This is a genomic window from Gardnerella nova, from assembly GCF_049244055.1.
Taxonomy (GTDB): Bacteria; Actinomycetota; Actinomycetes; order Actinomycetales; family Bifidobacteriaceae; genus Bifidobacterium; species Bifidobacterium vaginale_H.
Map to the genome: position 1 here is coordinate 41,150 of NZ_CP058369.1, position 16,339 is coordinate 57,488.

General features: G+C 44.8%; 13 protein-coding genes and 1 pseudogene. 12 read left to right on the forward strand and 2 right to left on the reverse strand.

The window, feature by feature from the left end:
• Positions 1-56: 56 nt before the first annotated feature.
• Entirely contained in the window at positions 57-1,208 is a 1,152-nt protein-coding gene (locus tag HXT56_RS00190; RefSeq protein WP_421778121.1) for a quinone-dependent dihydroorotate dehydrogenase, read from the reverse strand.
• A 259-nt stretch (positions 1,209-1,467) separates the two neighbouring features.
• Between HXT56_RS00190 and HXT56_RS00195 the strand changes: the two are divergent.
• The 9 genes and pseudogenes from HXT56_RS00195 to rplI all read left to right on the forward strand — a co-directional run.
• Positions 1,468-2,259 (forward strand): annotated as a pseudogene (locus tag HXT56_RS00195) (DeoR/GlpR family DNA-binding transcription regulator); the annotation flags it as partial.
• 445 nt (positions 2,260-2,704) lie between these two features.
• A complete protein-coding gene (locus HXT56_RS00200) occupies positions 2,705-5,086 on the forward strand; it encodes a KAP family P-loop NTPase fold protein (RefSeq protein ID WP_421778122.1) in 2,382 nt (793 codons plus the stop codon).
• Between the two features lie 173 nt (positions 5,087-5,259).
• Positions 5,260-5,436, forward strand: a complete 177-nt coding sequence (locus HXT56_RS00205; RefSeq protein ID WP_421778123.1) for an RES family NAD+ phosphorylase — start codon at positions 5,260-5,262, stop codon at positions 5,434-5,436.
• Between the two features lie 293 nt (positions 5,437-5,729).
• Positions 5,730-7,439: a hypothetical protein gene (locus HXT56_RS00210; RefSeq protein WP_421778124.1), complete on the forward strand. Its 1,710-nt coding sequence runs from the start codon at positions 5,730-5,732 to the stop codon at positions 7,437-7,439.
• 237 nt (positions 7,440-7,676) lie between these two features.
• Entirely contained in the window at positions 7,677-8,672 is a 996-nt protein-coding gene (locus tag HXT56_RS00215) for a hypothetical protein (RefSeq protein WP_421778125.1), read from the forward strand.
• 169 nt (positions 8,673-8,841) lie between these two features.
• Positions 8,842-9,138 carry a 30S ribosomal protein S6 gene (gene rpsF, locus HXT56_RS00220; RefSeq protein WP_250310128.1) on the forward strand — a complete coding sequence of 99 codons (297 nt, stop codon included), beginning with the start codon at positions 8,842-8,844 and terminating at the stop codon, positions 9,136-9,138.
• A gap of 147 nt (positions 9,139-9,285) precedes the next feature.
• Positions 9,286-9,960 carry a single-stranded DNA-binding protein gene (locus tag HXT56_RS00225; protein ID WP_421778126.1) on the forward strand — a complete coding sequence of 225 codons (675 nt, stop codon included), beginning with the start codon at positions 9,286-9,288 and terminating at the stop codon, positions 9,958-9,960.
• Positions 9,961-10,164: 204 nt separating this feature from the next.
• Positions 10,165-10,413 carry a 30S ribosomal protein S18 gene (gene rpsR / locus HXT56_RS00230; protein WP_004105399.1) on the forward strand — a complete coding sequence of 83 codons (249 nt, stop codon included), beginning with the start codon at positions 10,165-10,167 and terminating at the stop codon, positions 10,411-10,413.
• 16 nt (positions 10,414-10,429) lie between these two features.
• Positions 10,430-10,876: a 50S ribosomal protein L9 gene (gene rplI / locus HXT56_RS00235; protein WP_250310130.1), complete on the forward strand. Its 447-nt coding sequence runs from the start codon at positions 10,430-10,432 to the stop codon at positions 10,874-10,876.
• Positions 10,877-11,353: 477 nt separating this feature from the next.
• Here rplI and HXT56_RS00240 read toward each other — a convergent pair whose 3' ends face one another.
• Positions 11,354-12,694: a hypothetical protein gene (locus HXT56_RS00240; RefSeq protein ID WP_421778127.1), complete on the reverse strand. Its 1,341-nt coding sequence runs from the start codon at positions 12,692-12,694 to the stop codon at positions 11,354-11,356.
• A gap of 229 nt (positions 12,695-12,923) precedes the next feature.
• On the opposite strand from HXT56_RS00240, the gene HXT56_RS00245 reads away from it, so the two are divergent.
• From HXT56_RS00245 to mvaD, 3 genes are all read left to right on the forward strand, one after another.
• Complete coding sequence (locus tag HXT56_RS00245) at positions 12,924-13,253, forward strand: hypothetical protein (protein WP_421778128.1); 330 nt, start codon at positions 12,924-12,926, stop codon at positions 13,251-13,253.
• Positions 13,254-13,398: 145 nt separating this feature from the next.
• A complete protein-coding gene (gene mvk, locus HXT56_RS00250) occupies positions 13,399-14,619 on the forward strand; it encodes a mevalonate kinase (RefSeq protein ID WP_421778129.1) in 1,221 nt (406 codons plus the stop codon).
• 590 nt (positions 14,620-15,209) lie between these two features.
• Entirely contained in the window at positions 15,210-16,331 is a 1,122-nt protein-coding gene (gene mvaD / locus HXT56_RS00255; protein WP_421778130.1) for a diphosphomevalonate decarboxylase, read from the forward strand.
• Positions 16,332-16,339 lie beyond the last annotated feature (8 nt).

Below are 16,339 nucleotides of genomic sequence, written 5' to 3' on the forward strand. Positions count from 1 at the left end.
GTAAGTGCCTTTATTTATTCTTTACTAATTATTTCTTTATTTATTCTTTATTTATTTCAGCAGTCTGCTCCAACCGCGTCGGCCACATGCTCGAATCCGTCGCGCTTCAAAAGATCCGCAAGCCCGCGTTTAAGCGTGGTGATTTGCTGCGGCCCGCGATACATAAGTGACGTGATGAACATCACCAAATCGGCGCCGTTTCGTATTTTTTCGTACGCTTGCTGCGCAGTGAATACGCCGCCGATGCCCGCGATAGCAAAGCGGTTACCAAAGGCGAGTCGCGTGCGGCGAATGAGCTCGTTACTTGCGCTGTAAGTAGGACCGCCGGAAAGCGCTCCTTGCCAATCGGCCGGCACGTCAAGTCCTTGGCGGTTTTTCTGCAGGTTGGCAATGCTCACGCCGTCAACTTTATGTTCGGCAAGCACGTCAAGAAGTGACTTAAACTGTTCCCATCCTCCGGGAAGGTTTAGCGGCATTTTAACAAGAGTTGGCTGCGGTCGCTTAATAGTGTCAAGGTCGCTAAATAGCTTATCGAGCGCTTCCGGCTCTCTAAAAGGTTCACCAACGCGAGTGTTTGGGCAGGAAATATTGACTTCAATAATCGAACTACGCCCGGCCGCGCGCTCCATAGAAATATGGTAGTCTTCGATGCCTTCGTCCAGGTCGCCGACCAAATCGTCGTTGGTTCGCGCAATAGATACGGACACGTTCATGCTTTTTGCGTGCGTCCACGCCTGTTCTGCGCGTGCTATAACAGCCTCGCTGCCGTCGTTGGCGAGGCCGGCATGCACCAGAATTGAATCGTATTGCGGAAGTCGATGATACCAAGGCTTTTGGTTGCCGGCGCATGGACGCGAAGTGGTGGAGCCGACAGTTTCAAAACCAAAGCCCGCGTTGTCGAGCACGGTGGCCATTTGGCAGTTTTTATCGAGGCCGGCGCTCAAGCCGAACGGGTTTGCAAAATCCAAGCCCATAACGTTTGTTTCCAGCACTGGATCCGTGTAGTTGAGCATGAATCGAAGTAGTGGCATAAGTCCAGGCGTGCGCTCGCTTACTTTGCAGAATGTAATCATGCGTTCGTGCGCTTCGTCCGGCGGAATGTTAAATACGAAATTTGGCTTGATTACGTGCTTGTAGGAGAAAGCAAAAAGATCCGTCGTTGCTTTATTGACGACGTTGTGCAATGAATTTTCAGAAACATAACTCATGCCTCTATATTATGTCATATGCTGGTGCCATCGTTTCGCGTGAGTTGCGGCAAGGTTGCGGCAGGGTTGCGGCAGTAATTTAGTGCAGCAGAGTTGCGGTACTTCGTGTTCGTTTCCTACGGTTCACAGCGTTCGATTTTGTGCGATTTTATCAAAAAAGGTGGGTATTGCGGCTAAAATTGTGCGTTCTTCTCGAATTGTGTGCTCGAAACGCTCAATTACGTTTGTTTTTTGCGTTTACGTGTGCGATAATGTTCGTATGATTTCTTCACAGCGTCAACATTTGATTTTAAGTCGCCTCCGCACACGTGGTGCGGTGCGCATTACTGCTCTTTCTAAAGAATTAAACGTTTCTGCAATGACGGTTCGCAGGGATATTGCGGAGCTTTCGGATCGCGGTCTTTTGAAGCGTGTGCACGGTGGTGCTGTGACTACGAACACGTTGCTTTCGGAGCCGCTGTTTTCTGTTAAGTCGCAGATGGACATCGGTTTGAAGGATGCTATTGCGCGCTTAGCAGTGGATTATGTGTCTCCGGGGGATGTAATCGCTATTGGTGGCGGCACTACGGCTTACGTGTTTGCGCAGCATTTGCTTGAGTCGCGCAGGGCTTCCGGCATTACGATTTTGACGAATTCGATTCCTGTGGCGGAGTTGGTGCAGGCGCTTGAGTCGAAGGATGTTGAGGTGATTGTGACGGGCGGCGTGATTACGCGTTCGAATTCGCTGGTGGGTCCTATTGCAGATAAGGTTGTGGCTTCGCTTCGCGTTAATACCGTGTTTCTTGGCACGCACTCGGTGTCGCTTCCTCGTGGCTTCCTTATGCCGAATTCTTTGGAAGCGGCTACGGATATGGCGCTTATGGATATTGCTGACCGCACGATTATTTTGACGGATCACACGAAGTGGAGTTGCACGTCGTTGTCGTTGTTTGCTCGCTTTGATCAGGTGGATACTGTTATTACGGATGATGGTTTGGATGCTGAGTCGCAGCTTCGTACGCGTGAGTTGGTGAAGGATTTGGTGCTTGCTCCTGCGTCTGAGGATGCTGAGTCGTTTGCAACTGCTGCGGGTGCTGGTGCTGCGGGCGTGGCTGGCGCGGGTGCTGCGGGTGCGTCTGCTTCTGGCATGCTTGATGACGATTCTTACGGCGACGATGCTGCTGATTTTGCAGCAGGCGAGTAGTGAGTAGGGCTTATTGCTGGGCATACCTTGAAGCTTTAAGGTAAAGTTTCTTGCTTTATTTCTGGCTTTATTGATGAATTTGCGTTGAGAACGTTTGTTTTCAGCGCATTTTTATTGTTTTAATCCGGAAATAACCCCGCTTTTGCTTGGATTATGTGGAAGTGATGGAAGTGATAATGGCTGTTACCGCCTGAATATACGAGGAAGTATATCGTGATATTTGATTCTCGAAGAGTAGAATAAATTAATTGCAATGGGATATACTTGGTATGTCAAAATGTAATCGCTATCGATGGTGATAGGAGAGTTTGTTGTGAGTTACGATGAAGATAGGCCAATCGACGGGTGGCGTGAAGATTTATTAGACAGACGGTGTTTTTCACAGGAATTTGGGAAAGCTCTTTATGAGTACAATGGTGCGGACGGATTAGTAGTAGGTTTATACGGTAAATGGGGCAGTGGTAAAACTTCTGTCCTAAATATGGCAAAAGAAGAAATATATAACCTTATTGACGAAAATGAAAAGAAAGTTATTTCAAATTCTCATGAGAAAAGTTCTATATCGAAATCATCCAAGGAATTTTCGTCTAAATTGTTTCGATCTTTGCGTAAGAATAATAAAAATAATAAAACAGAAATTATAGAGTTTTCTCCTTGGAATTATTCAGATAAAAATAATCTTATTAGTCTATTTTTTCAGAGTCTAAAATATAGATTGCGTGGAAAGGATAGTTCTAGAATTAACAAAAATATAGCAAAAGCATTGAGTCGATATATAGATGCTATTGATGCTTTAGCGATTGTGCCGACTGTTGGTCCTGCTCTTGCTCCAGTTCTTAAAACAATCGCTAAAGTATTGCAATCACCTGATTTAAATGAGGCTAAACGTAAGCTTAGTGAGCAATTAAGAGAATATGACGGTAAAATAATTGTTTTTATTGATGATATTGATAGATTGACAGCTCCGCAGATTAGGGATATTTTTCAGCTCGTTAAACAGGTAGGTGATTTGCCTAACATAATTTATGTGTTAGCTATGGATAGAGAGATTGTATGTAATGCCTTATCTAAATTTCATAATATAGATGGAAATGAATATTTAGAAAAGATTGTGCAAGTTGCATTTGAGATTCCTGAGTTAAATAAATCGAAGTTGTGCACGATATTTCATGAAAAGCTTCGTAACGTTGTTGATGCTTTGCCAGATCATGTTATTAGAGATGAAAATTATTGGGAAAAAGTATTTGAAAATTGTGTTAGTCCTTACATTACTAATTTGAGGGATGTTATTAGACTGATTAACACATTCCAATTTAGGTATGGGATACTTTATAAATATGTATCATTCGAAGATACGTTGTGCATTACAACATTAGAAGTTTTTAATCCGCAATTATACAAATGGATTTGTAATAACAAGGGTGCTATTTATGCACACGATATAGATTTATCTTTGTTAACAAATGAAAATAAAGAACATTATTTTAATCAATATCACGATGAGTTCGAGAGTCTAGGTGTGAACCCCGATTTGGCAATGAGAATTATCTCAACAATATTTCCCCGTTTTGCAGTATGCATAAATGTTAACAAAAATGATTTTGATATAAATGTTGAGAATATTTATGATAAACGCGTTGCTTGTGAGAATAAATTCGAGTTATATTTCATGTTTAATTTTGAGGATGTGGATGTTTCTCAAAGAATAATCAATTATTATATTTTCAAATTAGATGGGGATTTATTAAACACTTTTATTGAAATAATTAAAAAGCGAGGTTATATTGCGAAATTCTTAGATGTAATAAAATTGTCGATAGATAAAATACCGTATAATCGTTTGGTTTTGATAGCTTTTTCTATGCTTGTATATGGGGAAAATTTATATGCGATATCTTCCAATATTGAATCTGAGCGGGTTATAACAAGTATTTTGCGAAAATTAAAAACAGATGAAGAAAGATTTGAAATTATAGATTCTGCTTTGTCGAGTATTTTAGCAGATGTGGCTTCTGTAGAAAAGAAACGTTTCCCTAGATTATCTGAGATGACTAAACTGAGCATAGATATTTATCTCATTACGGCAAATTCTCACTCTGCTTTGAGTAATGTTCCTTCTGTGTCAGCAAATGCCGATTTTGCTATGTCTTGTATTGATGAGACTAGGTTGGGAATGATAGCAAGAATTATAGATGATTTGGAGTCCGATGGAGATTTATCGAAGTCGTTGACAAAAAACAACAACAATCCTAATTATTTAGAAAGACTTGAAAGTGTTTATGCATTGGCTATTGGGTATGTCTCACGATATAAAAACATTTTAGAAATGGAAGAATTTCGCCGTGCTCTTTGTTTGTGGAAGCGAGCGAAAAGAAAAGAAGCAGATGATTATGTTAATAACTTGTTGAAAGACAAGGTAAACAAACTTAAGTTTATTTGTGCAATGTCAGAAAGTTCTGACAATCAAGGTCGTGAATGTTGGTCTTTCCCTGCCAAAAATTATTCAGAGTATATTTCAGAAGATGAGATTTTTAATGCCATTAGAGATCTTAATAAAAAAGAACTTGATAAATTTACGAAAATTGAGCAGGTGAAATTGGCTGCATTTGCGTTACTTCATAATAATCATAATGTTCAATATATATCGGATCAGGAAGCTACAGAACTTGTATATGATTGGAAGTATTGGAAGTAGTATTGAGAGTTATTAAAGTCATTGGCGTAATTCATTTATGCTAATGTTATCGTTACGATTGCGAGTTTTAAGCTCCGTTTACTAACATTAATTACACTCAATATGCTATCAATATTGAGCATTTGAAAAGAATCGCTGAGGAGATTTCTAAGCCGATTAGGAATCATAATACGTTGGATTATATTCCGACTCAGTACATCAGTGATTATATCAAAAGTAAAGGTTACGATGGCATAGAGTATGTGAGTGTTATGTCTGACGCTGGTAAAAATTTGGCAATTTTTAATCCGGAAATTTTGAAAATAACCCTTAAATTATTTGTTACGAGAGAAAACCTTAAAGAAAGCTGAAAAAAGTATTAAAAACTTCTGTTTGTGGCGTGTCGCGAAAGATTTACATAAAAATGTGTGTGACGTCGTAAAATTTTCGTTTTATAGATAAAAAATCATAGATTTTATGGAAATTTTTGTATTTTTGATGGAGTGCGAGCCGAGTTTTGGTATTGAGTTTTCTGAGAGCATGCGGTAAGTTGTAATTCAGTTACCGGTGAAATCCCTAGTTCCACTGGTACACGCGGGAAACCGCAAACGGCAAATTTTTCTTCGCGTACCTAGCGCGAAGGAGAAGAAGAAAGGAAAATATTATGTTGAATAAGAAGGCTATCGCCGCATTCGCTGCTGGCGCCACTCTTCTTTCTGGTTTGGCTGTAGCCGCTCCAGCACTCGCTGAGAATGCTAAGGATGGCAAGGCTCCTGCTGCTGCCACTCAGGCTGCTCCTAAGGCTGATAACACTGAGGCTGTCAACGTTGCTAAGAAGAAGCTTTCCGATGCTCAGAAGGAGCAGCGCAAGGCTGAAGTTAAGCTTGATGGAGCAAATGATGCTTTGACTAAGGCTAAGTCTGATGAGGCTAAGGTTCAGGCTGAAGCAGGTAAAGCTAAGGCTGCTGCTGATGCTGAAACGGCTGCTAAGGACAAGGCTGCTGCTTCTAAGGCTGCTGTGGCAGAACTCGCTTCTGATGCTACTAAGGGTGGAGAATTGTCTGCTATGCAGCCAAAGACTGCAAACGACCCTGCTTTCTACACTGCTTTGAAGACTGCCAATGATGATGCTAAAGCTGCGACTACGGCTACTGAGGCTAAGACTAAGGCTGATAATGATGCTAAGGCAGCAATCAAGAAGGTCGATGCTACTGTGGCTGGTGCCAATGATACTGTCGACGCATTAGTTAAGGCTTTCACTGGTGCTGTTACTACTGCTCAGACTAATGTTTATGTTGCCGAGGGTGAGTTGACTGCTGCTAAGGCTGCTGTGAAGACTGCTCAGGATGAGCTTGATAAGCTCGTTGCTCCAGCTCCAAAGCCAGAGCCAAAGCCAGAACCAAAGCCAGAACCAAAGCCAAAGCCAGAACCAAAGCCGGAACCAAAGCCAGAACCAAAGCCAACTCCTAAGCCAGAGCCAGGTAAGGTTGTTGCTCCTAAGACTAAGGAAGAGTTGAAGGCTTATGTGGAGCAGGTTAAGGCTGCTTTGAAGGCTGAGAAGGATGCTAAGAAGGCTGAGGCTGTTAAGGCTGCTTTCGCTGAGTTTGGTAAGGCTGCTAAGGCTAAGGATAAGGCTGCTTTTGCTGCTGCTTTGAAGAAGCTTCTTGGTTTGGTTCCTTACACTGCTGCTAAGCCAGCTCCAAAGCCAGAACCAAAGCCAACTGAGCCTTCGCTTGTTGATCCTGCTGGTACTGATCTTCTTAAGACGAATTATCAGGGCTTGTTTGCTGATCTTGCTGCTCGTGGTGTGACCAATGTTGCTGCTTATGATGCTTTGCTTAATAGGCTTCAGTTTGGTTTGAAGCAGACTGGCTGGGAGAACATTTTGAAGAACTTCGGTGGCAATAACTGCGCTTACTTGAATGGTCTTCGTCGTCAGCTTCAGAAGGCTGTGCTTCACTATGGTCACGTTGAGGCTGCTGTGAAGGATATCAAGGCTGAGCTTGAAGAGGACTTCAAGGATGCTCAGGCTCAGCATCGTTGGGATGATGTTAAGGTGATTGATCAGAAGCTTGGTCAGGCTGCTGGTTTGTTGAAGGTTGCTGATAACAACCGTACTCGTGCTGCTGGTTTGCTTGATTCTGCTAATGATCATGCTAAGGATTTGAGCTGCGATACTGGTGCTAAGGAAGTTCGCGATGCTATGGATAAGGAGCCTAACTCCCCATTCAAGCCAGCTCCTGCTCCAAAGCCAGCTCCTAAGACTCCTAAGGCTCCTAAGCTTCCTAACACTGGTGCTGTGGTAGCTTTGGCTGCTGTTGCTGCTTCTGTGCTTGCTGGTATGGGTGCTGCTCTTCGCAAGATCCGCCACTAAGCTACAACGCGCAAGGTGAATCGTTTCAAGCCAACCGCGCATAGCGAAACGCTTCTAACGAAACGCTTCTGCTGCACGTCACTGACTCGCAGCAGAAGCCATCACCGCGCTGTTCTAACTTCCGTTGGTTAGCAAACTAACGTTTACTAACCAACCGGGGGCTGAGTTCAATCTCAGCCCCCATTTTTATAATCAAAAATTGAGAGATCAATCAGATATATAAGAATCGAGACAACGATGTCTACTGAACAAAAGAACAATCACAGTAATAATGGAACGAGAAATGCAGGAGCAGTACTTGGTGCTGTTTCAGTCCTTGTAGCATTATTCTATGTTTCAGCAGATTCATTTGGATACAAATCACCTGATTGGTCGACTTTTAAGATCTTGTTAGTAGTAGCATTTGTTTCAGTAGATTCGTTTGTGTACAAATTACCTGATTGGTTGACTCTTAAGATCTTGTTAGTATTAGCAATTGTTTTAGTAGATTCGTTTGTGCACAAATTACCTGATTTTAATATATTGTTAGAATCAACATGTGTTTTAGCATTAATTATTATATTAATATTTTTCTCCTCCAAAAATATTGCTAATTTTCTTGGCGAAGAGAAATTTCACTCGGAAATAAAACTATTTATATGTCCCTTAATCTTAATTGTGATTATATCTATGCTTGCATTCCCATTTGTAAACTCCAATTATGAAAATATCGATAATGTAATTGTTACGACTTGTAAAAGCAATGCACCTGAAAAGAAAAAGAAATCTGAAAAAACAGAAAAAAATAGTAGCAACAAAAAGATGACAACTGCGGTGAAGTCTGTAACAAGCAATTGTAAAACCAATAAAAATGCAAGTAGTGAAAGTAATGCAAGTAATGATACAAAAGATTCTGAGGATGAAGCGAAAATAGATAACGAAAAACGAATATGTATAAATCGATTCATCACTTTTGTAACGATTGCCACTATTTTCTATATTGCTCAATTACGTAAAACAGCGATGAAGAATGAATATGATGAAATCAAAACCGATTTAGACTATATGCATGAGCGGAACAGGTATGTGAATTATGACAGCAATAATCCAAATTCTGTAGTAGAAGAAAGAAAAGAATTCACGGAGAAAAAAGAAACACTAAAATATTATAGTTCTATGAAAAATAATTATGAAGCAATTACAATTCTATTTGTTTTTATTAGTTTAATAATGGGATTTTCCAAACTAGGGTAATAGACTAGATTATTTGCTTTACCTAAAATCAGTCGCGCGCGTGGAGTAGACTAGCAAAGTTATGTGCGATTTTGCTGTCGAAAAAATCGGCAATTCGTAAGCGCACATAATTTGCAAACACACTCCTGCTGTGGAAAGGCCACAGCCGATAGTCCGAAGGAGGTGGGTGATGTCTGCACATAAGTATGAACTGATGTTCATTGCAAATCCTGAGCTGGATGAGCACGGTCTTAAAAAGTTGACCGAGCAGTATCTTGAGCTCGTCACCAACGAGGGCGGTTCCGTTGACGGTACCGACTACTGGGGTCGCCGCAAGTTTGCCTACGAAATCGAAGGCAAAACCGAAGGTAACTACGTTGTGGTGAACTACACTGCTGAGCCAGCCGTCAGCGACGAGCTTGACCGCGTGTTGAACCTTAATGAATCTGTAATCCGCACGAAGATTCTTCGCAAGGACGTTAAGTAAGCATTTAAGCAAAAGTAAGTATTTAAGTATTGAGTACAGTGCGAAAAGCTGAAACGCAACTGAAAAGACGGTTGCAATTAAGCTAAAAACGCAACTGGACGCAACTAGAAAATACGGCAAAACACAGCTAGAAAGAAAAGGCACGCTATGGCTGGCGAAACAATTATCACCGTGGTGGGTAATCTCACCGCAGATCCTGAAGTGAGGGCGCTTTCCAATGGTGCTTCTGTTGCAAGCTTCACCATTGCGTCCACATCCCGCACGTTCAACCGCAACACGAACCAGTTCGAGGATGGCCCTTCGCTGTTCATGCGCTGCTCTGCGTGGAGAGATCTTGCAGAACACTGCGCTAACTCACTTTCTAAAGGTATGCGCGTTATTGCGCAAGGACGCTTGTCGCAACGCACATACCAGGCGCAAGACGGCTCCAATCGCACCATCATGGAACTTACCATTGATGAAATTGGGCCATCGCTTCGTTATGCAACGGCACAAGTTGCTCGTCAAAGCATGACGACCGGTTTTGCAGGTGGGTCCCGAGCAGGAATGGGTGCGGCCGGTGCGGCTGCAGCTCAAGGTGGCTATGCGGGCGGTTACGCTGGCGGCGCCAATTACGCAGCAAGCCAAGCCGCTTCTCAAGGTATGCAATCTCAAGCGACGAACGCTGCTAGGGCAAACGCTGCTAGGGCAAACGCTGCTGGCGCGAACGTTACTGGAGCAAACGCTGCAGATCCGTGGAGTGCTGCTCCTACCAACGATTCCTTCGCAACTTTCGGCGCAAACGCTGATTTTGGCGGGGACGCGGGAGAGCCGGAATTCTAGTAGCAACTTATATTGCTTAGCAATTATCTTGCTTACTCAAGGCTTACTCAACTTACTCAACGCTTACCAACGCTTACATAATTACATCATCAGTTATCGCGCTATGCACACGCATAACGCACATACACAACTTATGCGAAACGCAATGTAGTAAAACTGTAGATTTGCAGCGAATCGCATAACGCATTTGAGAGAGGACATCCTATGTCACGTAAAAGGCCGCAACCACCGGTCAAGCCTTTCAAGAAGAAGCCAAATCCTCTGAAGGCTGCCAAGATTACTGAAATTGATTACAAAGACGTTGCTTTGCTGCGCAAGTTCGTTTCCGACCGCGGCAAGATTCGTTCCCGTCGTATTACCGGCGTAACCGTGCAGGAACAGCGCAAGATCGCGAAGGCCGTGAAGAACGCCCGCGAAATGGCTTTGCTTCCATACGCCACTACCGGTCGCTGATTGAGAGGTTGTAACAATGGCTGAAACAAAAGTTATTCTTACCAAGACTGTTGCCAACCTCGGTCACTCTGGTGACGTTGTTGAAGTGAAGGCTGGCTACGCTCGCAACTACCTGATTCCGCAAGGTCTTGCCTTCGCATGGAACAAGGGCGCCGCTTCCCAGATTGAGGCAATGCGTCGTGCACGCTTGGCCAAGGCTGTTGCCACTCGCGAAGAGGCTGTTGCTGCTAAGGCTCAGATTGAAGGTACCGTTGTGGAGCTTACTGCTAAGGTTTCTGAATCTGGCAAGCTCTTCGGTGGCATTTCTGCTGAGAAGATTGCCGCAGCTTTGGCTCCTAAGGCCGCTGTGGAAGCTCGCGCAATCAAGGTTGCTGCTATTAAGACCACCGGTGAATTCCCTGCAACTGTAACGTTGCACCCAGAAATCACCGCTTCCTTCACCGTGAAGGTTGTGGCTGAGTAGTAAACAGCTATCGGTAGCGGTAGTAGTTTTGTAGATTTTACAAATGCGTTTCGCAAGCGGGTTTGCTGCTGTGGATTTCTGCGGCGGCGGGTTTGCTGAGGCGGCGATTGCGGCAGTCTGCTTGCGACGCATGTTGATTGAACTTAAGCATTGGCTCTGCCGGTGTTACTGTCGGGTCGCGTACTCACTGTTGGGTCGCGTACTCGACGGCACCGCGCAGAGCTTTTTTATTTACTACAGTGGTATTTTTTTTTATTCTTCTGTATGTGGAACATTTGCGGGAGTTTTTTCTCCGGCGTTTGTTGCTGAATTTGCGTAATTGTGGAACATTTGCCGGATAATCTCCGGCGTTTGTTGTTGTTTTGGTGGTTTTTTGTAACATTTGCGGGAGTTTTTTCTCCGGCGTTTGTTGCTGTTTTGGCCGCATTTAATTACAAACGCCGGAAGAAAGCAATCATGTTAACTGATTTTAACTAACTAATAACTAATCTTAGGTACGCCCGCATCTAATAATAAGTTTTCAAGTTTTTTAGGATCGACTACATCAGTAAAATCGAAACGAACTATATTACTTACCCCACAATTCAGCAGGAAACGTTCCCTTTTATGCTCACGTCGCACCGCATCTCTGTCGTAATAATGTAAAATACTACTCTCAAAAGAGTCGGTTAAACTATTGCCATCATGCAAATTATTGTTCGTTAATTTATCTACATTTCCTATTGTATTTTTGCCATTTGTATTTTTGCCATTTGTATCGATTTCGTTACTTTTAATACTATCTATATCTGCCCAACTAGCAGCTAAATATTTATCGGTACCGTCAAGTTCGCCGACAATTAGTTTTTTATTATCTTCCCATGCGAAATCTACTCTATACGGCCATTCTGGATTGTTTTTATTAAAGAATTCTCGCTGTAACTCTGGGTTTTTAAATCCAAGTTCAATCATCGTTGCTCTGGCCAGTGATTCTCCGCTATTTTCGCTCTTACCATTTGCGAGTCTGCACAGTATGAGAAGTCTAGCTAAAATGTCGCATTCGTTTACATTGCTAATTATCGAATGCTTATCTTTTAAATATGGCACATCTTGGAACGATGGTGCATCATATTGATATCGGAATTTTCCGTAAAATTCTGAGCACACTTTATAAACTTTTTCAAGATCTACATTGTTTCTTGCTGCAGAATCAAAAATAGGAAGAGCTCGTCTAAAAGGAAGAGTCCACGCACACGCGAATAGTATGTTGTATATACTTGCGACGTGTTGCATAGCTTTATCTCTTGGAGTATCTAAATGCCCAAAATTTGTTGTTGGCAGATTTTGTTGTTCATTATTGGATTTTTTCTGCGCAAAGTTGAATGTTTCGATGCGTAGTCCCAATTCGTCTTCTATAATATCTGGCAAATGTATGCGTTGAAGCTGACGGCTAGCTCTCGTATATTCTTCTTGTGAGTTTTTTGAGGCTGGATATTTTTCTTCGTAAGGGCACGAAACATAGATTTTGGTCGGTTTTCCATAATTGTTCGGCGTGTGAACTGTGTTCAAATTTAGCATTACAGCTCCGGTTTCTCCGGTAAACTTCCACGCTAAGATTTTTATTTTCTCTTGTAGAGATAGCGCGATATGAAGGATTTTGTCTTTATGTAGGAGCTTATTCCAATGCTCTGCTCGAGTGTACAAGCCATAGTACGGCTCAACAAGATATCCAGATTGCAAGTATCTTCTCAAGATATTGCGAGAGCTGGTTTTTGATGCCATTAAGCATCTGCCGGAATTTTCTTCTTCTAAAATTGATTGCATTAGATTGTTTAACATGTTGTTGATAGTATTTGCGTTTTATCTATTAAACAACTTAAATTTAGGATTGTGGTTAAAAGCTATTTTTGACTACAAATGCCGTGCTATTTTCCGGTGTTTGCGCGACGACCTGCCTGAGTGCTGCGATTTAGCGCGCGAAGGCAACTCGGAGCGGAAGCTCGCTTAAGTTGGAAGTCCGGGGGCTTCCAACGCGAGTTTCGTAGCGAGCGCATAGAGCGCGAGCGTTTTGGTGGTTTTTTGGAACATTTGCGGGAGTTTTTTCTCCGGCATTTGTTGTTGTTTTGGTGGTTTTTTGGAACATTTGCCGGAAAATTCCCGGCGTTTGTTGCTGAATTTGCGTAATTGTGGAACATTTGCGGGAGTTTTTTCTCCGGCGTTTGTTGCTGCAGTGGCCCTTTTTTGGAACATTTGCGGGAGTTTTTTCTCCGGAGTTTGTTGCTGCAGTGGCCCTTTTTTGGAACATTTGCCGGATAATCTCCGGCGTTTGTTGCTGTTTTGGTGGTTTTGTGGAACATTTGCCGGAAAATTCCCGGCGTTTGTTGTTGCTGTAAAGTAACTGTCACCTCGCGCAAAGAAAGCGTATTGAACTGCAAATGTGAATGTGTTGTAAGCGTCGTGTGCATATCGTAGTTTTTTATATTTGTCGCGACTAAATTAGATAAGTTGAAAAATTGCGCAAATACTAATGGGAGACGCAAACTGTGCTGCAGAGCAAATATGAACTAGCCAACGAGCTTAATTGTAACGTAAAAGCGCGCAATTCTGGCGAAATTGCAAATTGCATGCACAAAAATCAGTATCATGCAAATTCTGTAGATTCTGCAAATTCTGTAGATTCTGTATCTTCCGAACCTGCAATTTCCGAAACCGAAACTTCCGAAGGCTACCGTCGAACTGGATACGGCGAAACTTGCGCAAAGGTGATTCTTTTCGGCGAACATTCAGTGGTTTATGGACATTCTGCAGTCGCGTTGCCGCTGAAAAATTTGCGTATGCAAGCGACGGTAGTTCGTTGCAATTCCATTGATTCTGATATTTCCGATGTTTCCGCAACCGGCGTTACTTCCGCAACTTCCGTTACTTCAGAAACTTGCGAATCCACCCCCAATCCCGACTCGCGCGTTACGCTTTCCTGCCTCGACTTTACCGGCAAACTTTCCGATATTCCGCCGCGATTTAGCAGCATTCGTGCCGCAATTCGGGAGGCGCTTAAGTTTGCAAAGTGGAATGGCGAACCTTTGCACGTTACCACAAAGTCTGATTTTCCGCCGGAACGCGGCCTTGGGTCGTCTGCGGCTTCTGCAGGCGCCGTGATTCGCGCGATTCTTGATTATTATGGCGTGCGTGCTAGTGAGCATGAGCTTTTTGAATTGACGCAGGCGGCTGAGTGCGTGGCTCACGGGTGTTCGTCGGGGTTGGACGCCACGGCGACGTCGGCTTCGTGGCCCGTTCGCTTTAAGTGCGGCGAGTTTTCGCGAATGGATATTTGCATGCGTGCGTGGCTTGTTTTAGCGGATTCTGGCTGCAAAGGCATGACGCGCGAAACCGTGGAGGTTTTGCGAGCTAGGTTGGATGTGCAACCAGATAAAGTTGGAGCGCAGCTTGATAATTTGGGCGCGATTGCGGCTGAGGCAGAGGTAGATTTGGCGTTGGGACGCGCGGAAAGTATGGGCGCGCGAATGACGCGCGCGCATAAGATTTTGTCGGATTTGGGGGTAAGTACGCCGCAGCTTGATAAGTTGGTGCGAGTTGCGTGCGAACATGGTGCGCTGGGTGCGAAGCTCACTGGTGGCGGCGGTGGCGGATGCGTGATTGCGTTGGCAGATACCGCGGCTGCGGCTGAGCGAATTAGTGCGGCATTGCGCGAGGCTGGTGCGTGCGGCACATGGATTGTGGATATTGGTGGTGATTCTGCGCGATAGGTTGCGTTTAGGTGCGCTTTGATATACGTTTAGGTGCGCTTTGATATATGAGACGCGGTGGCATTTTCTTTGCGCGCGGCGACAGTTACTTTACAGCAGCTACAAACGCCGGGAATTTTCCGGCAAATGTTCCAAAAAACTACCAAAACAGCAACAAACGCCGGAGGAAAAACTCCGGCAAATGTTCCATAAAACGGTCAAAACAGCAACAAATGCCGGAGGAAAAACTCCGGGAAATGTTCCATAATTACGCAAATTCAGCAACAAACGCCGGAGATTATCCGGCAAATGTTCCAAAAAACCAACGAAACAGCAACAAATGCAATTTCTCCGAAAAGCGATTGATGTTTTACGTAAGTGTATAGGAAATGTCGTTTGTGCGCCGGGAATTGCTAAAATAGACAGCGCGCCCAGGCAAGCCGCGCGCACTGCACGCCGAGCAAGCCGCGCAAGACGCACCCGTAGCACTGCCCGTCGCGCGATGTTAGCTGCGCAAGACGCCGCGCACTGCACGCCGAGCACGCCGAGCACGCCGCGTCCACCAACGCGCACCCGCCGCGCACCCCACCAATTCGCAGCAAAGGAATCGCATGCCAACCCTTGATATTCAGCCGAACGTAACGCTCGACTCAAGCCTTCCTCCGCACTCGGCTACAGCCGCAGCCAACGCGAATATTGCGCTAATCAAGTACTGGGGCAAGCGCGACGAGAATCTAATCCTGCCGTACACTTCCTCGCTTTCGCTCACGCTTTCGGATTTATACACGCAAACCGCCGTAAGTTTTGAGGATGATCTTGAGCAAGATACCGTCACTTTGGACGGCGAGCAGCTTTCGTCGGCCGGCACCACCTTCCGCCGCGTGGTCGGCATGCTCGATTTGGTGCGCGAAAAGGCCGGAATTGCAACGAAAGCGCGCGTTGTGTCGCATAATCACGTGCCGACTGCTGCCGGTCTCGCCTCAAGCGCTTCCGGTTTTGCTGCACTTGCGTCGGCCGCGTCCTATGCCTCCGGTTTGAGACTTACTTCGCGCGAACTTTCGCGTCTTGCGCGTCGCGGGTCGGGGTCGGCAAGTCGCTCGATTTTTGGCGGATTGGCGCTGTGGTATGCGGGGGATGATGACGAAACTTCGTATGCTGAGCAGATTGTTGCTCCGGAAGATTGTAATCTCGCCATGATTGTGGTTACGTTGGACGAGCGCAAGAAGCCGGTTTCGAGCCGGGAAGCTATGCGTCGCACGGTGGAGACGTCGCCTGCGTACATGCCGTGGGTTGAGCAGTCGAAGCGCGATCTTGCTGAGGCGCTTGAGGCGATTCGCGTTGCTGACATCGAGAAGCTTGGCGAGATTGTGGAGCGCAACGCATTGGGCATGCACGAGACTATGCACAAGGCTGCGTCGCCGGTGAATTATTTTACGGATAAAACTTATGCTGTGCTAAATGCGGTGAAGGATATGCGCGAGTGCGGTTGGCCGGTGTGGGCCACGATGGATGCCGGTCCGAACGTGAAAGTGTTGACGGTTGGCGATGAAGTTGATCGCGTGATGGAGGAGTTGCGTGGGCGAGTAGAAGGCGAGTTGCGTGGGCGAGTAGAAGGCGACGCAGCCGGCGTAACAGACGCAGCCGGCGACTCGCGCAATTTACAATACAAACAGACAAAATTTACAGTTGCGCTGCCAGGTGACGGCGTAACGATACGTACCAGTTTGGAATAGGCGGCGAA